We start from the raw sequence: 20,683 nt of genomic DNA, 5'->3' as shown, positions 1-20,683 counted from the left end.
CTATTGAGAAAAATGGCGAAGGAGCTTTGTCCGGATGTCTGTCGATGTTTTTGACCGTGTCATCAAGAATGCCATTGATGTCATGGAGAACAGCAAATACCAAATTTACGAGATCTGTGAAAGCGTCCGGGCAGAACGCGAAGCGCTGAATAAAGAGCTGCAAATCGTATTCGAAGAAACCGCGAGAACGATCGATACGGTAGACCGCTTCGAAGTGGAATACCGTCGTTCTCGTGTGCGTTTGACTGAAGTGAGCCGGGATTTCAAGCGTTTCAATGAAGAAGACATCCGTATGGCCTATGAAGCGGCTACACAGCTTCAAGCGCAATTGGCCATCCATAGGGAAAAAGAGCTGCATTTGAAACTGCGGAGGGACGATCTGCAGAAACGTCTGAAGAACTTGGATAAGCAGCTTGAACGCGCGGAAGCGCTTGTTTCCCAATTCGGTGTCGTGCTGGAATATTTGACCGGGGATTTGAATCAAGTTACGCGGCTCTTGGAGTCTGCCAAAAATCGGCAGCTCCTGGGCCTTAAAATCATTTTGGCCCAGGAAGAGGAACGTAAGCGTATTGCGCGGGAAATCCATGACGGTCTGGCACAGAATTTGGCGAATATGGTACTTCGGACGGAGATTACCCAACGAATGCTGGCCAAACAGGCCTATAATGCCGTTAAGAATGAATTAGACGATTTGAAAGTTAGTGTCAGGAGCGGGATCGAAGAGGTCCGTAAGATCATCTTCAATCTCCGTCCCATGGCGCTCGACGATCTTGGTTTAGTGCCGACATTAAGGAAATTTGTCCAAGATTATGAAGAAAAATCGAAAATCCGAACGAAATTTGAACTGATCGGCAAAGAAGTCCGCCTGCCTTCAGGGATGGAGGTTGCGGTATACCGTTTGGTTCAAGAAGCGTTCTCCAATGTGCATAAGCACGCTGCAGCTTCATTCGTCTCGCTGGAGCTGACGTTCCAGCAGCAAATGATCAAGCTCACGATCACCGATAACGGGGTCGGGTTTATTACAGATAATATCGAAAAGAAAATCACAGACGGAAGTCATTACGGATTGATGGGTATGCGGGAACGCGTGGAACTGCTCGAAGGAAGATTGGACATCCATTCTACCGTTGGAGTGGGAACGAAAATATCCATGGTCATACCGATCAAGTCTGATTCCAAGGAGGATTAACCAAATGGACATTATGGCCAGCGGCAAACGCCCCATAAAGCTCGTTCTCGCGGACGACCATCAATTATTTCGCGAAGGCGTAAAACGCATTTTGAACATGGAGAACGATCTGGAGGTCGTCGGCGAATGCGGTGACGGTATTCAGGTGCTTGAACTGTGCAACACACTCCATCCGGATATCGTGTTGATGGATATCAATATGCCGGTCGAGAACGGCGTGATGGCCACGGAGAAGCTTAAAGATATTTTTCCAGACATCAAGGTGATAATTTTATCCATTCATGACGATGAGAGCTATGTATTTGAAACACTGCGCAAAGGAGCATCCGGCTATTTGCTGAAGGACATGGAGGCTGAATCGTTAATTAATGCCATTCGTTCGGTCGTTGCGGGACATGCTTACATTCATCCGAAGGTAACCGGCAAGCTGATTAATCAACTGCGCCGCATGACATATCTGGACGAGCAGGGGGTTGCCGCTTCCGGTTCAACCAAAGAAGCCGATGTGAAGTATGTACATATGGATAACAGCCCATTGACGCGCAGGGAAGCCGAAGTGCTGCGATTGATGGCTGAAGGCAAGAGCAACAAGATGATTGGGGAGTTCCTCTACATCAGTGAAAAGACCGTAAAAAACCATGTCAGCAGCATTTTGCAAAAAATGGAGGTTGACGACCGTACTCAGGCTGTCATCGTCGCCATAAAGAACGGCTGGGTTACGTTATAATCGTCGCACCGGGCTCATCACAGCCTTTGGTTCGGGCAAGGAACCAACTTCTCTTGGGCAGCATATAATGCTCTTAAGGGAGGGAAGCCGTTATGATGTTAGGCTTGGTTTGGATTATGGGTTGTTATGCTGGGGGGATCTTACTCGTCCACTTGCTGCATTGGCACTGGAAACGGCGCGGGACTGAACCGGTTGCGCATTATGTTCTGAGAACATATAATAATCAGCTTCAGATGGAATGGTATCTTCGTTCGCTGCACTTTTTCTCTTGGATCAAAGGCAGAACCATCGCCGTCACCATTGTTGATGAAGGATCGACTGATGATACATTGGCTATCGCCGAGCGGTTAAGATTGGAGCATCATTTGAACATCTGGACGATAGCGGAAATGGACTGGGATGAATGGGTTCTGAAGCATCGGGATGAGCAGATGATTGTTGTCCGGCTTAACCACAATGATCGTTTAGGAAACGCTTACAGGTATTTATAAGGGATGGAAATGGGGATTGAACGATTCATGATAGCTTTGGTCTACGTTTTGCTTTCTCCCAAAGGCTGTTCTTGGCACGTTTCTTTGGATATTCGGGCCGACCGAGACCATTGGTTCCGATTGTACGGCAGCCGATTCAAGCTTCGTGTGCTGGAGCCGGCCTTATCGTTTGGACAAGCTATGGAGCTGGTACATCATATTTCGCTGAGTTCGGCAGAGGGAAAGCTGATGGAGACATTGCGCAGCGGCGGCAGAGAGATCGGAATGGCAAGGGAAAAGCTGCGGGAGTGGCGGCTGCGGGAATGGAAGCCTTCCATGTTTGAGCGTTCTTCTATTGACGGTAATACCGAGATGGAGCGGGTGCTCGCAACGATGTCGTTTTTGCTGAAGGGACGTTTTTTGCTTTTGGAGGAGTTCAAGGCATTGATGCAGAACCAGGGCGAACCGCAATGGGCAGAAGCAGTCGGTTACTTGCTGCAGAGCGCTTGGCTTCAGGGACGAATTGTGCTCGAATCCGGTGTGGAGAAGCGAAAATCCGGCGGGGTGCTGAAGTTCTTGCTGGATAGTTCATCAAAATGGCGGTGCAGGCGATGCGGAAGCGAGGGGGCTCGGCGGTATCCGAAGAGAAAGGGACCCGGACCAAGGGCCGACGGAGAAGTGCCGGTTTCGATCGTATGGACGGATTGCCCGTATTGCCAAGGCCCTTGCCCATACTGTGAAACGTGCTTGACGATGGGGCGAGTACGATACTGTACGCCTTTGATTCGCACAGAGACTTTGAATGAATCGCAAGAGAAGGAAGAGTGGGCACAGGAACCGGATAGGCAGGCTATATTGAGTCGTTGGGGATTAAGCGAGGTTCAGAAGGAAGCATCGGGCTTGGCGTTGGATTTTTTGAAAGCAAATAAACCCCTTTCAAGGAAAAATAAGAATGAAGGACCGACAAAAAAATTTTTAATTTGGGCGGTTACGGGAGCGGGGAAGACGGAAATGATTTTTCCGATGATCCAATATACGCTGGCATGCGGCGGAAAAGTAGTGGTCGCAACTCCAAGACGTGACGTGGTACTGGAGCTGAAGCCGCGGCTGGAGAAAGCTTTTCCGTCGGTCAAGGTGGTTACGCTTTACGGGGGGAGCGAGCAGCGGTGGGAGCAGGGGGAGCTGACGTTGGCGACGACGCACCAATTGATGCGGTTTCACCGTGCCTTCGAGCTGGTGATCGTGGATGAACTGGATGCATTCCCCTACCACAATAACCCGCAGCTGCAGTATGCCGCGGAGCAGGTCTGCGCACCGGGCGGTGCGTATATCCTGCTGTCGGCGACACCGCCGGCAGAGCTGCAGCGGGCGGTTAAGAAGGGCACGCTGCCGCATGCCCGCGTAGCCGCAAGGTATCATCGGCATCCTCTTCCGGTTCCTTTCCTAATGGGATGCCCGGGCTTGAGGCAAACGCTTCGGCAGGGCATACTGCCTGGAAAACTAAAGCAAAAACTGCAGGCTTCGCTCGATCGTGGCGCTCAAATTTTCGTATTCGTGCCGAACATTGCGATGGTCGAGCCGTTTACGGAGCTGCTGCGCCGGGCTTTCCTTGATGTGAACATACAGGGCACGTCCTCCAAGGATGCTGACCGCACAGGCAAAGTAACGGATTTTCGAGCCGCGAAGATTCGCATGCTGGTAACGACGACGATTTTGGAACGGGGGGTTACGATACCAAAGTCGGATGTGTTTATTTTGGATGCGGACTCGCCTGTTTTTGATGCTGCTGCGCTCGTCCAAATGGCCGGAAGGGCAGGCAGGTCCGCTCAAGACCCCAAGGGGCTGGTCGTATTCGCCGCAAAAGAAAAGACACGCTCACAATCCCAGGCTGTGAAGCAAATCGTGGATATGAACGTTCTTGCCCTCAAAAAAGGGTATATTGATGCTTAAGGAGGGACTGCGGTTGTTAAAGATCGGTGAGGTGACCGAGTGGCTCATCCGCATTATCAGCCGGACGGAGACGCTGCTTGCGCCCAGATCATCGTCCTGCCTGGTGTGTGGAGGAAGAAGAGCGAGCGGGACAATACGCCTGCCTGTCTGCCGGCGCTGCTATGAACTTATACCCTGGATACATGCCGTACGATGTGACCGGTGCGGCCGGCACGTGGAATGCCCGGATTGTCCGCGGCGCAAATCTACATACTTTACCCAAAACCGCAGTGTTGTTCGTTATGACGAACATATGAAGGAATGGCTGGCCCTTTATAAGTATCGGGGGAAAGAATCGCTTGCGAGGGTACTCGGCCCCATGCTGCTGCACGCTTATCATTTGCATCACAAGGGCAAAGCCCGGTCCGATGCGGCCGAATGGATCACTTACGTTCCTTTGAGCGCACAAAGATACGCCGAACGGGGATTTAATCAAGCAGAGCAAATGGCCAGGGAGCTTGGGAGATTGACCGGTATACCGGTCATTTCTCTGCTGACCAGAGCCCGCCACACCGACAAGCAAAGCTTCAAAGCCAGAGCCGATCGGCTTGACGATATGGCGGGGGTGTTTGTACCTGATCTTTCTCAAATCGCTCCTATTGCCTCGGCATGCCGGAAGGGGCGAGTACGTCTTTACCTTGTGGACGATGTGTATACGACCGGAAGTACCTTCAACGAATGCGCCCGAACGATCAGGACTATTTTACCGGTTCACGTGTATGGGGTCAGTTGGGCAAGGTAAAAATGGCATGAAAATTCTCACATTTGTCAAAAAAAGGAGTGCATTGTCGTATTCTTTGAGATAAACTAAACGTAGATATGGGCCGAAAGGAGCGGGGGGGTAACATGAGTCTCAATGTGGCAAACTGCAGTAGGTGTGGTAAAGTTTATGTCAAGAATAACTACGGCATGTGTCCAAACTGCATTAAGAGTCTGGAAGCGGAATATGAAAAATGTTTACAGTTCCTTCGGGAGAACCGGACATGCACGATTCAAGAGCTTAGTGACGCAACGGGCGTAGACATCAAACAGATCGTCAAGTTTATCCGTGAAGGCCGTATTTCCATCAAAAACAATCCCAATATGACCTATGACTGCGATATTTGCGGAGCGCCGATTCGCAGCAACAATATATGTGATAACTGCCGAACACGCTTGGTGAAGGACTTTGATCACCTTCACGAAGATGAGGAACGAAAGAAAATTCGGGAGGAGCAGCAGCAAAGGAATGCTGCATTTAAAATTAGGGACAGGCTTGAAGATCGACAAAATAAATGAATTCCATCTAAACTTTTAAAAACAGCCCACCGATAAAAGTAGTAATACAGGAATCGGTGGGCTTACTATTGCTGTCAGTCGAGGTGAACAAGATGAAAATTAATGGAACGAATCAGGTTAGTCCGGTGAACCAATACAAGAAGAACCAGGAACATATACAAGCGGCGGCATCCGGGAAAAAGAGCAAGATGAAAGATCATGTGGAAATTTCTACCGAAGCCAAGGAGCTGCTTGAAAGTTCCGGGGCGAAACCGGCAGATCGGGAAAGACTTGACGAATTGAAAAAGTCGGTGAAAGCGGGTTCGTATCATGTCGATGCCCGTACGCTGGCTGAAAAAATATTTCCTTTTTTGAAATTCTAGTTGGAGTGGAGAGCCATGTCTTTGGAAGCCCTGTTGCAAACGATGGCGGAGCTGAATGATGTTCATAACACCTTGTTGGATCTTGCAGAGCGGAAGAAGCATGTAATTATCCATAACGAAGTGGAACAATTGATGCAAATTGTGAACAAAGAAAACAAGCTGTTGAAGCGGATCGGGGAATTGGACCAGCAGCGTCTGGAAGCAACCGGAGCCTTTCTCATGGAGAAAGGGTATAAGCCTAATCCCCGGGTGACCGTCAGCGACTTGACGAAGATTATTTTTAATATGGACGAAAAAAAGCAGCTGATGGATGAGCAAAAGCAGCTCTTGGCAACCATCCGCAAGCTGCGGGAGCTGAATCAATTCAATCAACAGCTTACCGAGCATTCTTTAAAATATATTAATTACTCTCTTGACCTGCTTGCCGGTTCATCTGATGATGAAGTGATTTATCATAACCCGCACCAGCAATTGAGTTCAAGTATGAAGCCGAATCGGTTGTTTGATACGAAGGCATAGAACGGGAGTGTATTCCTATGAGATCAACTTTCCATGGACTGGAGACTGCGAAACGCTCATTGTTTACGCAGCAGGCTGCTTTACAGACGACAGGACACAACATAGCCAATGCCAACACTGCAGGTTACTCTAGGCAGGTTGTGAATATGAATGCATCAAGACCAATTGAAGCCGTAGGCATGACCCGATCGAATGTTCCCGGTCAATTAGGCACAGGGGTTGAATTCGGGTCCATTACGAGAATTCGTGAAAATTTTTTGGACAATCAATTCAGAAATGAAAATAAATCCTTTGGCAGTTGGTCCGTCCGACAAGATACATTAGAGAAGCTTGAAAAAATCATTAACGAACCTTCGGATACCGGTATTCGAACAGTGATTGATAACTTTTGGAAAGCGTGGTCCGATCTCAGCAAAGATCCGGAAAACACGGATGGACGAAAGATTGTCCGCGAGAATGCATTGGCTCTTGCGGATGCCTTTAATGCCACAAGCAAGCAATTAAACGACTTGAGCGCTGATCTGACAGAGAACATTAATGTAAAAGTAAGCCAAATTAACACGATTGCTTCTACTATATCTAACCTGAATAAAGAAATTCAGCGCGTAGAGGGAATAGGTGATAACGCTAACGATCTTAGAGACCAAAGGGATTTGTTGACCGATGAGTTGTCTAAAATTGTGAATATCCAAGTAGTGGATACGGATCAAGGTTACACCATCACGATGGGAAATACAGCCATTGTTGCAGGCGGTACCCCGTCTGTGATGACAAGCGATATCTTAAATCAGGCGTTTGCCTCCGGTGACCTTAACGGCGGTGAAGTATATGGCATGATTGTTTCGAGAGATCAATATGTGGCAAGCTATATATCGGAGCTGGATACGATTGCGAATACTTTGGTGAATGGGAAAATCACCGTAACGATTCCTAAGGACTCGGTTTTGCCCGAGGGGACCGTGTTGAACGGGGTCACCTATTCAGGCAGTAACAGGACATTGACCAGCGATCTGACCGTCGAAGTGAACGGCTTTAACGGTTTGCACAAGCTCGGATATAATCTGGGAAATCCATCTTTCGGGGTGCCTTTCTTTGATGAAAACTCCGGACAACCGGTAACGGCTGCGACATTTAAGGTGAATTCGGCGATCGTCGATAACCCCAATCTTATTGCCACTTCTATGCGTACAATAGGCACGGGAGCGAATGAAAAAGTCGTGATCGGAAACAATACGGCGGCTCTTTTGTTGTCTCAGGTGAGGGATGCCAAGTTTAGTTTTGGAACAGGAGCCAATGCATCTATGGCAACAGTAGACGATTATTTTCGTTCGGTTGTCGGTCAGGTTGGCGTACAAACCAAAGAGGCCCAACGTCAAGCGACCAACCAGAAAATTCTTGTAGATCAAGTGGAATCCAGAAGACAATCGGTGAGCGGCGTATCGTTGGATGAAGAAATGTCCAACATGATTAAGTTTCAGCATGCATACAACGCCGCGGCCAGAGCGATGACCACTTTTGATGAAACGTTAGACAAAGTAATTAACGGCATGGGTGTCGTTGGCAGATAATAGATGAAAAGGAGGGGGAATAATGCCGTTAAGAGTAACGCAAGGCATGATCAGTTCGCAATTGCTGAGGAACGTTTCTACGAATCTGGGCCGATTGAGTCATTTGGAGAATCAGTTGTCCACCGCTCGCAAGATCAATGCTCCATCCGATGACCCCGTGGGAATCACATTTTCATTAAGATATCGGAGTGAGCTTTCGGCAACCGATCAATTTCAAAGAAATGTGGACGCAGGCGCTTCGACCCTGGATTTTACGGACACGATGCTGGGACAAGCCGGAGATGTGCTGCAGCGTGTAAGGGAATTGGCTGTTAAAGGCGCCAATGCTACCAATCCGGATACAGCTATGGAAGCCATGAAAACCGAAATCGAAGAAATGTATAAGCAGATGGTCGATATCGGGAACAGCAAGTTTAAGGGGAAATATGTGTTTAATGGTCAACTCACTGATATTAAGCCCTATACCGAAGCAGGGGCAGCGACAGAAACGACGGATTACGGGCTTTTGCAATTTGAAATGGGACCTGGCATTAAGCTGCCTGTTAATATTACCGGGGCTGATGCTTTTGGTCTACCTACGGATCCCGATAATGTGTTCCTCATTTTGAACGATATGATCACCGATCTTGCCAATAATAATCACGCCGGGGTTAGTAATGCTATTGACAAAATTGATACAAGAATGAACAAGATTCTTGAGATGCGTTCAGAGGTCGGAGCCAGAATGAACCGGATTGAACTCATTCAAGGAAGATTGGTCGATATGAGCACCAATTTACAAAGCCTGCAGTCCAAAACAGAGGATGCGGATATGGCTGAGGTGATTACAAACTTAAAAATGGGTGAGAATGTATATCAGGCTGCTCTTTCGGCGGGAGCCAAAATTATTCAACCTAGCTTAGTCGACTTTTTACGCTAGGAGGTCGGTATAGAAGATGGTCTCTTTCCCCTCCATCTCCATTCATCAACAGTTTGCGCAGCTGGGTATTGATGCTGACCACGCAACGCTCGAACAAAAGCAGCCGAAGGCGACCTACGAGATGAAGCGGGTACCGCCGAAGCTGCAAATCGAATCTCCGCGCGGAGATCTGCAAATCGACCAGAGCAAGGCATGGGATGCGCTGAACAGAGGAGGCCATCTTGAGACGATGAACCGGATTTATTCGGAGGCCAAGAATGTAGCGCTGCAAGGGATCGCGAGAATCGTAGAGCAAGGCAACCGTCTCGGCAACATCGCAGCAGGTGGGAATCCTATAGCCGATAATGCGCAGCAGCTTTTTTTCGAACGTTTTGAGTTTAATTTTGTGGGGCCGGCGGCGTATGATAATGTGGATATTCACTATACTGCAAACAAACCGAGGATCGAAGTGACTGATGGCCTTGTAGAAGTTAATGTACAGGTGAACCGGCCGGAGCTGAACGTTTCTCGAGGAAAGCTGGACATCTACATGCTGCAATATCCAAAGGTAGAAATTACACCTCCGCAAATTGATCTGAAAATATAGGCAAGAAACTACAGGTTAAAAAGTCTGTAGTTTTTGATATATTTTTCGCAAAGCTCCGGCAGGAGCTTTTCTTATTTCCATAAAGGGGTGATCAATAGATGATGGTAAGTACTTTGCAATTCGGGCAAATTGTCGTGGAGGAAGATCATATCATCACCTTTCCTCAAGGCTTGCCCGGTTTTGAAGAATATCGGCAATATGTGATTTTGCAATCCGAGGCGGATGAGCCTTTTTCATTTATGCAGTCCGTAGACAATCATAATTTATCGTTTGTCATTACGAATCCATTCTTGTTCTATCCAAGCTACGAATTTCAGCTGCCGGAAAGCGTGGAAGAAGAGCTGGGAATCAAGGATGCCAAAGATCTGATGATTTGGTCCATTATTACCGTCTCCAGCGATATTGAAAATATAACGATAAATCTTCTTGCCCCTGTCATTATTAACATGGCGACAAAAATCGGCAAACAAGTGATCCTTCACAATACCCCCTATAAAACAAAGCACAGGCTTGTAGACTCGGCGGCGAATACCGTTCCGTCACAAATGGATGGTGAGCCGTCATGCTAGTACTTACCCGCAAGAAGGGCGAATCGATTATGATCGGGGATCAGGTGGAGTTGGTTGTACTGGGAGTAGAAGGGGAAACGGTTAAAATAGGCATTAAAGCTCCCCAAAATGTCGAGGTATACAGAAAAGAGGTTTATTTGTCGATACAGGAATCCAACCGTGAAGCGTCCAATATAGCTGTGAATCTCAAGGATTTAAACGCTTTGATTAAGGAGAAGCGAAATAAAAATAGAAATTCGTCGTAAATTAAAGAAATATAGCGATATTTTGAGAAAAAAGGCCGGTTTTATCCCTGAAAATGGCCAATACGCATCTAATTGATCGAAATTACACCTACAGTACGTATCGATGAATTACGATAATAATAATAAGAACGATTCATAGGGCGGCCGACCTACGAATAGTTGAAAACCACATGGATGTGGGAAAACGAACCTTCAGGGAGGAAGAAAAAAATGAGAATTAATCACAACATTGCAGCATTAAATACACACCGTCAATTGTCTGGAAACAACAGTGCAGTTGGTAAATCTTTAGAAAAATTGTCCTCCGGTCTTCGCATCAACCGTGCCGGCGACGACGCGGCTGGTTTGGCCATCTCCGAAAAAATGCGCGGACAAATCCGCGGTTTGGACCAAGCACAGCGTAACGCTCAAGATGGTATTTCTTTGATTCAAACGGCTGAAGGTGCTTTGAATGAAACTCACAGCATCCTGCAGCGTATGCGTGAGCTTGCCGTTCAATCGTCCAACGATACGAACACGGATGCAGACCGTAAGGAACTGCAAAAAGAAGTGGATCAGCTGGTTAAAGAGCTTGATCGTATCGCTAACACGACGGAGTTCAATACGCAGAAGCTGTTGAACGGTAACCTGAGCGGTACGAATAATGCAGCACAAGTTGCTAAATTCGATGAGGTCTCGAACTCTGCAGTATTTACAGGAATCACGAACGCTGGTACGATCACAAACGACCTGTCTTACAACATTAGAATCGGATCCGCAAACACTTCCGCTACTACCTTTACTGTTACCTTTACAGATCATCAAGGTAATGCAAGCAGCTTGCAAATCGGTGCTGCTGGCGGTACGGTAACGATCGGACAAGCTAGCGTAACCATCGGCGGATTGTCAACAGCCAACATTGGAGACGAAGCTACCTTTACACAAAGAGCGGCTATTGTTGACAACACGGATACCTCGTTGACCTTCCAAATCGGTGCGAACTCCTCGCAAACGATGAACGTTTCTATCGAGGACATGGGCGCAGCTGCACTGAACGTTAACGGTATTAAAATCGATACCAAGGGTGCGGCCGAAGCTTCAATCTCTGCGATTCAAAAAGCGCTGGACGATGTATCTTCTCAACGTTCCAAGCTGGGTGCGTTCCAAAACCGCCTGGAACATTCCATCAACAACCTGGGTGCATCTTCCGAGAACCTTACTGCTGCAGAATCCCGTATCCGCGACGTAGATATGGCGAAGGAAATGATGGACTTCACGAAGAACAACATCTTGACTCAAGCTGCTCAAGCAATGCTTGCGCAAGCTAACCAAACTCCTCAAGGCGTATTGCAGCTTTTGAGATAATAACCGGTAAATCAAATGGTATAAAAAATGTGAGAAAAGCCGACTGTATAGTCGGCTTTTCCTAAATTAAGAGGGGATAATGAGTGATAGCGCAAATCAACGAATTGAAGGCTACAGCAAACGAGCTGATAAAAAATATTTGTGCCCGCATGCAAACCGTTGCGGAATGTTACCAAAGCGGGAACGACGAGCGGGCCAATGAAAAGATGGTATATTTAATGGAGGATATCGCGGTATTGGTTGAAGCTGCGGATCTGCTCAAAACAAACGTGAGTGCAGTGAATATAGAGGAGTGCAACGAAAAATTGAATATGCTGTTTCAGGCGTACCAGGCAAAAGATTATCTGTTGACAGCCGATTTGTTAACATTTGAATTGCACCCATTATTCGAATACTGGAGTGAAAACTTAACTAATGACTAAAAAGCCAACTCTAAGCATCTGCATGATCGTCAAAAACGAAGAGAACAATCTAAAACGATGTCTTGACAGCGTTGTTCCTTTGCTCGAAGCCTTGTCTGCTGAATTGATTATCGTAGATACGGGATCTACCGATAAGACGGTTGAAATTGCCCAAGCATATACCAGCAAAGTATATTATCATGAATGGAATCATCATTTCTCCGACATGAGAAATAAATCGATCGCCTACGCTACAGGTGAATGGATTTTTATTCTGGACGCTGATGAGGAATTAGAGGACCCGGAGAAGCTTGTGGCATTACTGCAGTCCGAGACCGTTAACGAGTATAACACGATACGGGTATTGGGAAAAAACTTTCTGACTGAAGCTCGTGATAAATACGTTGTGCACATATCGGAACGGTTGTTTAGAAATACAGGGAAATTTCGGTACGAGGGCTCCATTCATAATCAACCGAAGTATGAGAATCCAGCCATGCACGCCGATATTTATATTAGGCATTACGGCTATAATAATGATGATCCGGAATTGATGGAAAAGAAATTCAAGAGAACAAGTTCCTTACTGCTGAAAGAATTGGAGAAAGATCCGGATCATATTTATTACCGGTTTCAATTAGCCAGAACTTATTTTATGCATAAAGATTATAGGGAAGCATTATTGCAAATAAGGAAAAGCTATGCTCTGCTAAAGAAACACGGTAAAGAGATCGTAGCCCGCAATTATTATGTTATCGGCGAACATGCCCGAATGAGTTATGTTTGCAAAATATTTGATGAAACGGTAAGAATAGCGAAAGAAGGTATTTCGCTAACGCCTCAATACATAGATTTATATTTCTACTTGGCCGATGCGCTGCTCGCGCAGCAGGAAATAGACCAAGCGATTGAGACATTCAAAACATTTTTGAAGCTTCATCAAGAATATAACCAAAAAGGATTATCCAAACTGTCTATTCTCGAGCTGTATACGGTAGATGAAACGTCGAAATCCGTTGCTGCCTATAAATTAGCCAGAGCTTTAATGGAAAACGAAAATGATGCGGAAGCAGTTGAATATATAGATTTAATAGAAGAAAGTACCCATAAAGTTGATCTTGTTATTAACGTCATGTTAAAGCTTCAAAGATATGAGGAGTTATACCAGTTCTATAAATCCATTGAGAATAACTCAGTGGCAGCGTATTTTATACACCAGTTGGAGATTGCTGCAGCGGCTTTAAAGGATGCCGAAGAGAAATTATTAATAGCAAGCGTATTTTCTAAAGAGGAAGGGCCCTATGGCCAACTAAACCAAATTAGGCTAACGGATGATCCCCGTTTAATTAAAGATTTTCTTGTCAGCAATATGATGAGTAAACTGCCTGTTTTTCCGTACTTTGAAATTTATCGGTATGCCATAAAGCGCGGCTTGCCTGTGATTTCTTATTTTAAGTCATTGGAGAACGGATATATAAAGTTGTATGTTAAGATGCTGCTGGATAAGTTTGACGAAGCCCAAGATTATTTTATGCAGTATTTAAAAGGTGAAAAAATCAGGCCTAATGATTATCAAAGCAATCGGGTGTATTGCGCCGTTGCCAACGTCATCTTATTAACGGCAATCGAGCGCTCTAAGAAAGAAAAATCCGTAATAGACAGAGAATATCACGACATATTTAACTTATATACCGAACGCGGGATTCAATATATTACTTATTTATATCAACTGACGCCAATCCGTTTAGTATATAAAACGATAGACAGCGCTGAAGATAAGTTTTTTATTTTGATGCACCTTGCCGAAGAGGCTAAAGCAAAAGGCAGTATAAAATACGCGTCACATTACTATAAAGAAGCTGCTGAGGCATACCCTTACGTTGCAGAAATGCTAAAGCCATTTATGGAACAAAGGATTTTGACTGTTATAGAGTAAAGAGGGGACATAAATGAGCGATAATAGCAAAGAGTTACTCGAAAAAGTTAAGTTGATGAAATCAAAAATAGAAGAGCTTATTCATCTTGGGGAGCTTGAAACGGCCAGCCAAGCCATCGATAAATGTGAGGAATTAGTGCCGGAGGATGCCGAATTGCTTTCAATGAAAGCGATTGTGCTGATGGTGGAGGGTAAATGGACTGACGCAAAAACGGTATTAATGAAAGGACTGGATATAGATCCTTATCATACGGATTTACTTTATAATCAAGCCTATTGGTATGAACAGCAGCAGGATTATCAATCCGCATATGATATCTATTGCGATTTAAATCAGCTGCTTCCTGCCGGTCAAGAACAAGAGATTAGAAGTAAAATGACTCAATTGAAGGAGCTTGACCCGAACATACGAGATAAGAAAAAGCTTGTTTTTTTTGTCAAGGAAAAGATGGATAATTTTATTAATGATATTATACATCAATTATCCGCCGAGTATCGGACGAAGAAGATTGTTGTGACGCATTATCCGCAAATTGACGATGGCATGAAGTGGGCCGATATATGCTGGTTTGAATGGTGTGATGAGCTTATCATTTACGGAAGCAAGCTTCAGATGGCCCAGGATAAGAAAATCATATGCAGGCTGCACAGTTATGAAGCTTTCACGAACTACCCGAAGCAAGTGAATTGGACAAGTGTAGATCACGTGATCTTTGTAGCTGAGCATATTAAAAAATTCGTTTTGGAACAAATTAAAGGCCTTAGCGAAGATCAAGCGGTTGTTATACCCAATGGGATCGATATCAATAAATTTGCGTTTAAAGAAAGAGAAAAAGGATTCCGTATTGCTTATGTAGGCTACATTAATTATAAAAAAGGACCTATGCTTCTTCTGCAATCCTTTAAAGCTATATTTGATCGGGATCCCAGATATACATTGCATATTGCCGGCCAATTCCAAGATCCGAGGGATATGCTTTATTTTAGACAGATGATCGCGGAGTTTGGATTGCAGAAACATGTCATTTATGAAGGCTGGCAGGATGATATCAACCAATGGCTGGAGGATAAGCACTTTATCATTTCCACCAGTGTACTCGAAGGCAATCCGGTCGGAGTTATGGAAGCTATGGCTCGGGGAATTAAGCCGTTGATTCATAATTTTGTCGGTGCCAAATATCAGTTCGGCAAATTTGTATGGAGTACGATGGATGAGCTTATCGATATGCTGATGTCGGAAGAGTATGCCCCTAGGGAATATCGGAAATATATTGAAGAACGCTATTCCTTAGATAAACAAATAAATCAAATCCATGGTGTACTGCAACCGTTTAGGCATGTTGAAGCCTCACAGGAAATTGCTGCAACCGTAAATCCCGGCATTTCCGGAGAAGTCTCAGTACAAGAGGTTACTCAGTTTTATGATAATTTCCTGGGCTATTTGCAGCAGGATCGACAAAGGGATAATCCAAGGCATCTATATATCAAACAGCGTTTACAACAAATTGTCCGACCTGGGCATAAAGTACTGGATTTAGGCTGCGGTATAGGGATAACTACGGAATTTATCCATTCGTTGGGCGTCGAAAAGGTCATTGGGGTTGACCTCTCACCCAAATTGATTGAGTATGCCAAAAGCACGGTGGCTCATGTTGAATTTATCGCGCATGACATTACAACGCTGGATCTGAACGAACAGTATGACGTGATCTCACTTTGCGATGTCATGGAGCATGTGCCAAGAGATAGGTACCCTAATTTGTTCAGGGTTATCCGTAACCATTTGAAGGAAGACGGCATTGTATTTATTACGATTCCGGATCCTGAATACTTGGATTTTATTAGAAAAATCATGCCTGATAAACTGCAGATTATTGACAACAGTATTATGTATCAAGAGATGAATGATCTTTGCAGAGATAACCACTTATCCATCAAGTTTTTTAACGCTTATAAAATATTTATCGATAACGAATACAATGAGTATGTGATAACCACCCAGAACTATAAGAAGGCTTGGGATAGGCTGTTATCGAAATAATACAAGAAGGTGATACAGTGCCTGCCTTGACTTCATTTACTAATAACGTATCTCAATTAATGGATAGAATTCGGGACAAAACCGCTGTACTTGGCGTCATAGGACTTGGCTATGTCGGGCTTCCGCTCGCAGTTGAGAAAGCAAAGGCCGGGTATAAGGTAATCGGCTTTGATATTCAACAAAAGCGGGTCGATATGGTTAATCAGGGTATTAACTACATCGGCGATGTTATCGAGGATGAATTGAAGGAATTAATCAAACAAGGCTCGATCAAAGCAACGACGGATTACTCTGAGATTAATAAATTGGACGTCGTAGCCATTTGCGTGCCGACGCCATTGGATAGTTACCAACAACCTGATTTAAGCTATGTCAGAGCTTCCGCGGGAGAGGTAGCCCGATATTTGCGTCCGGGGATATTGGTTGTGCTTGAAAGTACAACCTATCCCGGAACGACAGAAGAAGTAGTTAAGCCTATTTTGGAAAGCACAGGTCTAATATGCGGAAAAGATTTCTTCTTGGCTTACTCGCCGGAAAGAGTTGATCCGGGAAATAAATTGTATAATACAAAGAATACCCCGAAAGTAGTCGGCGGTGTCACGGCAGGGTGTACGGAGGTCGCTGCTACACTTTACGAGCAAGTACTTGAAAGTACGGTTCACCGCGTATCCAGCCCTGCAGTTGCCGAGATGGAGAAAATATATGAGAATACATTTCGAAATATAAACATTGCTTTAGCTAACGAGATGGCTATCCTTTGTAACCGGATGGGGATAGATATATGGGAAGTTATCGATGCAGCTAAGACGAAGCCCTATGGATTTATGGCGTTTTATCCAGGACCCGGACTTGGAGGTCATTGTATTCCGATTGATCCGTGGTACTTGACTTGGAAGGCTCGTGAGTACAACTACCATACACGATTGATTGAGGTAGCCGGCGAGATCAATAACAGTATGCCGGAATTTGTTGTAGAGAGAATAGGACATATATTAAATGAAGAGAGAAAACCTATTAATGGGTCAACAATCCATTTACTTGGTATTGCATATAAAAAGGATATTGATGATTTTAGAGAATCGCCTGTAATTAAAATTATGGAATTACTCGAAATACGTGGAGCTAACGTTGTATATAGTGATACGAGAATTCCTGCCTTCACCTACAAAGGAAAGAACTACGAGGGTGTTGAATTAAGTAAAGAAAATATCCAAAAAGCAGATATCACGGTTGTCACTACGGATCATTCTGATTTTGACTATGAGTTTCTTGGAAATACGGCAAAGATTATTTTTGATACAAGAAATGCAATAAAATCTGTGAAAACCGTTGGAAAGCTGTATCGCCTATAAATTGGATGATATGCTTTTTCTCCGAAAGTAGGTAGTTTTTATGACGAAAGTAATTGTAATAGGCGCGGGGCAGTGGGGAAAAAATCTGGTCCGCACCTTTTATGAACTGCATGCTCTATCTGCAATTGTGGAGACGGATCCCCGCTTGCGAGCAGCATTATTGGATCAATATCCTGACATTCCTGTTTTATCCAATTATGAGCAGGCTTTAGAGACTATCAATACGGCTATCGTTATTGCGACACCTGCGTCTACCCATTTCGCTCTTGCTAAACAAGCTCTTGAAAAGGGCAAAGACGTCTTTATAGAAAAACCGATGACTTTATCCGTTCGGGATGCGGAAGAGCTTGTTGAGATAGCGAACAATAACAATTTAATTCTCATGGTTGGGCATTTGCTGCTTTATCAACCGGCCATTCAAAAAATAAAAGCGTGCCTAAAGGCGGGCATGATAGGTAACCTGCAGGCTGTTCATCAGGAAAGATTAAAGCTGGGGCGGGTTCGATCCATTGAAAATGTATTGTGGAGCTTTGGGGTTCATGACTTAGCCGTTTTTATGTATCTTATTGAGGAGTCGCCTGCCAGGATCTCTGTGAACGGACAAAGGATGATTCAGCCTGCCATAGAAGACGATGTATATGTGCATTTATCTTTTGCCAGCGGGGTCCATGCCCATTTGCATACTTCCTGGGCGTGGCCGGAAATTCGGCGCAGACTGGTTGCGATAGGTTCCGAGGGCATGCTTGTTTACGATGAAGAACAGCAAATCGTAACACTTCATAAGAAAGGTATTCAAGGGGATTTGTCCAACCGCGATGAAGGCAGCGAGATTGTTTATCATGGCGAGGTACAACCGTTAACCCTGGAATGCAGGCATTTTTTAGCATGTCTGGAAGAGCGTGCGCAGCCGTTATCGGATGGAAAGAATGGGCTGGAAGTCATCAAAATATTGGAACAATGCTCAAATCTGCTGCAAAAGGAGCTAAGAGCACATGAGTGAATTTTTTGTACATGAGTCCTCCTATGTAGATGAAGGTGCGGTGATCGGTAAAGGGACAAAGCTATGGCATTTCTCTCATGTTATGGGCGGTGCAAAGATCGGTGAAAGATGTAATATTGGACAAAATGTGTTTATAGCAAACAAAGTGGAAATTGGAAATAATGTAAAAATACAAAATAATGTATCCATATATGAAGGCGTTATTTTGGAAGATGATGTTTTTTGTGGGCCGAGCATGGTTTTCACCAACGTAAAGACACCCAGATCGGCTTTTCCGAGAAATACAAGCGATGATTATGCGGTGACCAGGGTATGCCGCGGGGCTTCGATCGGAGCGAATGCAACAGTTGTATGCGGCGTTACTATCGGTCAATGGGGCTTTGTTGCGGCTGGGGCGGTCGTCACAAAAGATGTACCGGAATATGCTTTAGTTGCAGGGGTTCCGGCGCGGCCAATCGGGTGGGTTTGCGAATGCGGAACAACTTTAAACGAAGAACGCCAACCCCTAACATGCACCTCGTGTGGACAACAGTATCTCCTTCAGGATGATGGAGGTCACCGGCGTTTAAAGAAGTTATAGGAAGGTTGGATGATGCCATGGGCAAAATTCCGGTATTCAGTTTACAAAGTGAAATTGAAAGCCTGAAAAGCAAATTAATGGATTCCATTGAAAATGTCCTTTTATCCGGCCATTTTATTATGGGAGAGAACGTAAGAGCATTCGAAGAGGAAGTTTCCGCCTATTTAGGTGTAAAGTATGCTGTTGCTCTAAATTCCGGTACGGATGCGTTGATTATTGCTTTAAAGGCAGTCGGAATTGGCGAGGGTGATGAAGTTATCACGACACCGTTTACTTTCTTTGCGACAGCGGAAGCTATTCATCAGGTTGGAGCGAAGGCCGTATTTGTCGATATTGATCCTCGGACGTTTAATATGAATCCGTCTTTGATTGAGCAAGCTATCACACCGCGAACTAAAGCCATTTTACCTGTTCATATATTCGGGAGAACGGCAGAGATGGATGAAATTTTGGCGATGGCCAGAAGCTATCGACTCAAGGTGATTGAAGATGTAGCCCAAGCATTCGGTGCTGAATACAAAGGTAAAAAGGCAGGGACGCTGGGAGCTGCAGGATGCTTCTCATTTTTCCCTACGAAAAACTTAGGAGCATACGGAGACGGGGGACTAATAGCGACAGATGATGAAGAGATTGCTGAGTATTCAAGGATGCTTAGAATTCATGGATCCAAAAAGAAATACCATAACGAAACATTTGGTTATAATTCAAGACTGGATGAATTACAGGCCGCCATTCTTCGTGTAAAGCTGCCTTATATTGACCAATGGAATAACCAACGCATTCAGATTGCTAATAATTACAATGAATGGCTTGCGGGTATACCTGGGATTGTTCTTCCAGAGTCAGCTGACTTCCACAGATCATCTCACGTTTTCCATCAATACACTATTCGTATATTAGATGGGAAGAGAGATCGTTTGCAAAAAAACCTTGCAGACCAAGGTATAGATACAATGATTTACTATCCTATCCCGGTCCATCGATTGCCGGTTTTTCAAGACGACTCCATTTCATTGCCTATTGCCGAGCAGGCCTCGTCGGAGGTCATTAGTTTGCCGATCTGGCCGCAGATGGAGACCGAGACCCAGAAGACTGTAGTAAAAGCGCTGGAATCATTATTAAAAATATAGTTGATTTCCGCAATTCCTCTAACACAATGCATATGATTGTCCGATATTACTATCATATGAACCCAGTCATGGAGGTGTTTGAGGTGGATATAAATGTACCGACCGGAGCTTCTGAGAAGAATAGATACCCATCGACAAGAAGCGAGTCTGGGGGTAGCGAATGGCGTGTTACATCTGCGGCTAACCTGCATTCAGTAAAGGACTTAAAAGAAGCGGAACTTAGGGGAGAGAACATTCCTGTTAGTGAGGAACAGTTCATCAAAGCAATCGAACGGGCTATTAAGTCCATTGAAGGGGCGTCAACCTTCTTGGAATTTTCTGTACATAAAGAAACGAAGCAAATCCTTGTCAAGGTACTGAACAAGGAAACCGGAGAGCTGATTAGAGAAATACCGCCAGAGAAGAACCTCGATTTAATTGCTAAGATATGGGAGATGGCTGGAATCATCATAGATGAAAAAAGATAATTTATTGAAGC

At 44.9% G+C, this 20,683-nt stretch carries 22 protein-coding genes; all 22 read left to right on the top strand.

Features of this window, described 5'->3' with window-relative positions:
- Positions 1–34: 34 nt before the first annotated feature.
- Positions 35–1,189: a sensor histidine kinase gene (locus tag IJ22_RS20505; protein WP_062410146.1), complete on the top strand. Its 1,155-nt coding sequence runs from the start codon at positions 35–37 to the stop codon at positions 1,187–1,189.
- Positions 1,190–1,193: 4 nt separating this feature from the next.
- On the top strand, positions 1,194–1,916 hold the full coding sequence (locus IJ22_RS20500; protein WP_062410145.1) for a response regulator: 723 nt from the start codon (positions 1,194–1,196) through the stop codon (positions 1,914–1,916).
- A gap of 92 nt (positions 1,917–2,008) precedes the next feature.
- Positions 2,009–2,407, top strand: coding sequence for a hypothetical protein (locus IJ22_RS20495; protein WP_062410144.1), 399 nt, complete (start codon positions 2,009–2,011; stop codon positions 2,405–2,407).
- Positions 2,408–2,434: 27 nt separating this feature from the next.
- The gene (locus IJ22_RS20490) at positions 2,435–4,336 is read left to right on the top strand and encodes an ATP-dependent helicase ComFA (RefSeq protein WP_062411087.1); all 1,902 of its coding nucleotides are present in this window, start codon (positions 2,435–2,437) and stop codon (positions 4,334–4,336) included.
- A gap of 13 nt (positions 4,337–4,349) precedes the next feature.
- Complete coding sequence (locus IJ22_RS20485) at positions 4,350–5,117, top strand: ComFC family protein (RefSeq protein WP_235594182.1); 768 nt, start codon at positions 4,350–4,352, stop codon at positions 5,115–5,117.
- 104 nt (positions 5,118–5,221) lie between these two features.
- Entirely contained in the window at positions 5,222–5,653 is a 432-nt protein-coding gene (locus tag IJ22_RS20480; protein WP_054817675.1) for a hypothetical protein, read from the top strand.
- Between the two features lie 92 nt (positions 5,654–5,745).
- Positions 5,746–6,015: a flagellar biosynthesis anti-sigma factor FlgM gene (gene flgM, locus IJ22_RS20475; protein ID WP_062411086.1), complete on the top strand. Its 270-nt coding sequence runs from the start codon at positions 5,746–5,748 to the stop codon at positions 6,013–6,015.
- A gap of 15 nt (positions 6,016–6,030) precedes the next feature.
- Complete coding sequence (locus IJ22_RS20470; protein WP_062410142.1) at positions 6,031–6,534, top strand: flagellar protein FlgN; 504 nt, start codon at positions 6,031–6,033, stop codon at positions 6,532–6,534.
- A 17-nt stretch (positions 6,535–6,551) separates the two neighbouring features.
- The gene (flgK, locus tag IJ22_RS20465) at positions 6,552–8,102 is read left to right on the top strand and encodes a flagellar hook-associated protein FlgK (protein ID WP_054817674.1); all 1,551 of its coding nucleotides are present in this window, start codon (positions 6,552–6,554) and stop codon (positions 8,100–8,102) included.
- Positions 8,103–8,124: 22 nt separating this feature from the next.
- A complete protein-coding gene (gene flgL, locus IJ22_RS20460) occupies positions 8,125–9,021 on the top strand; it encodes a flagellar hook-associated protein FlgL (RefSeq protein ID WP_062410141.1) in 897 nt (298 codons plus the stop codon).
- Between the two features lie 16 nt (positions 9,022–9,037).
- Entirely contained in the window at positions 9,038–9,607 is a 570-nt protein-coding gene (locus IJ22_RS20455) for a DUF6470 family protein (RefSeq protein WP_054817673.1), read from the top strand.
- Between the two features lie 98 nt (positions 9,608–9,705).
- Positions 9,706–10,176: a flagellar assembly protein FliW gene (gene fliW / locus IJ22_RS20450; RefSeq protein ID WP_062410140.1), complete on the top strand. Its 471-nt coding sequence runs from the start codon at positions 9,706–9,708 to the stop codon at positions 10,174–10,176.
- Positions 10,170–10,421 (top strand): carbon storage regulator CsrA, encoded by a 252-nt coding sequence (gene csrA, locus IJ22_RS20445; RefSeq protein ID WP_062410139.1) that lies wholly within the window; start codon positions 10,170–10,172, stop codon positions 10,419–10,421. The genes fliW and csrA overlap by 7 nt, the downstream gene beginning before the upstream one ends.
- A 210-nt stretch (positions 10,422–10,631) precedes the next feature.
- On the top strand, positions 10,632–11,765 hold the full coding sequence (locus tag IJ22_RS20440; protein ID WP_062410138.1) for a flagellin N-terminal helical domain-containing protein: 1,134 nt from the start codon (positions 10,632–10,634) through the stop codon (positions 11,763–11,765).
- 83 nt (positions 11,766–11,848) lie between these two features.
- Entirely contained in the window at positions 11,849–12,187 is a 339-nt protein-coding gene (locus tag IJ22_RS20435; RefSeq protein ID WP_062410137.1) for a DUF8042 domain-containing protein, read from the top strand.
- Positions 12,180–14,102 carry a tetratricopeptide repeat-containing glycosyltransferase family 2 protein gene (locus tag IJ22_RS20430; protein ID WP_062410136.1) on the top strand — a complete coding sequence of 641 codons (1,923 nt, stop codon included), beginning with the start codon at positions 12,180–12,182 and terminating at the stop codon, positions 14,100–14,102. Before IJ22_RS20435 ends, IJ22_RS20430 begins: the two co-directional genes overlap by 8 nt.
- A 13-nt stretch (positions 14,103–14,115) precedes the next feature.
- Positions 14,116–16,143 (top strand): methyltransferase domain-containing protein, encoded by a 2,028-nt coding sequence (locus IJ22_RS20425; protein ID WP_062410135.1) that lies wholly within the window; start codon positions 14,116–14,118, stop codon positions 16,141–16,143.
- A 59-nt stretch (positions 16,144–16,202) separates the two neighbouring features.
- Positions 16,203–17,495 (top strand): nucleotide sugar dehydrogenase, encoded by a 1,293-nt coding sequence (locus tag IJ22_RS20420; RefSeq protein ID WP_062411085.1) that lies wholly within the window; start codon positions 16,203–16,205, stop codon positions 17,493–17,495.
- Between the two features lie 40 nt (positions 17,496–17,535).
- Positions 17,536–18,495: a Gfo/Idh/MocA family protein gene (locus IJ22_RS20415; RefSeq protein WP_062410134.1), complete on the top strand. Its 960-nt coding sequence runs from the start codon at positions 17,536–17,538 to the stop codon at positions 18,493–18,495.
- Positions 18,488–19,075 (top strand): acyltransferase, encoded by a 588-nt coding sequence (locus tag IJ22_RS20410; protein ID WP_062410133.1) that lies wholly within the window; start codon positions 18,488–18,490, stop codon positions 19,073–19,075. The genes IJ22_RS20415 and IJ22_RS20410 overlap by 8 nt, the downstream gene beginning before the upstream one ends.
- A gap of 17 nt (positions 19,076–19,092) precedes the next feature.
- Positions 19,093–20,205, top strand: coding sequence for a DegT/DnrJ/EryC1/StrS family aminotransferase (locus IJ22_RS20405; protein ID WP_062410132.1), 1,113 nt, complete (start codon positions 19,093–19,095; stop codon positions 20,203–20,205).
- An 83-nt stretch (positions 20,206–20,288) separates the two neighbouring features.
- Positions 20,289–20,672: a flagellar protein FlaG gene (locus tag IJ22_RS20400; RefSeq protein WP_235594181.1), complete on the top strand. Its 384-nt coding sequence runs from the start codon at positions 20,289–20,291 to the stop codon at positions 20,670–20,672.
- Positions 20,673–20,683: the final 11 nt, after the last annotated feature.

The organism is Paenibacillus naphthalenovorans (genome assembly GCF_001465255.1).
In the GTDB taxonomy this organism is placed as follows: Bacteria; Bacillota; Bacilli; order Paenibacillales; family NBRC-103111; genus Paenibacillus_G; species Paenibacillus_G naphthalenovorans.
Note: the sequence above shows the minus strand (reverse complement) of the source record. Positions and strands in the feature narration are given on the sequence as shown.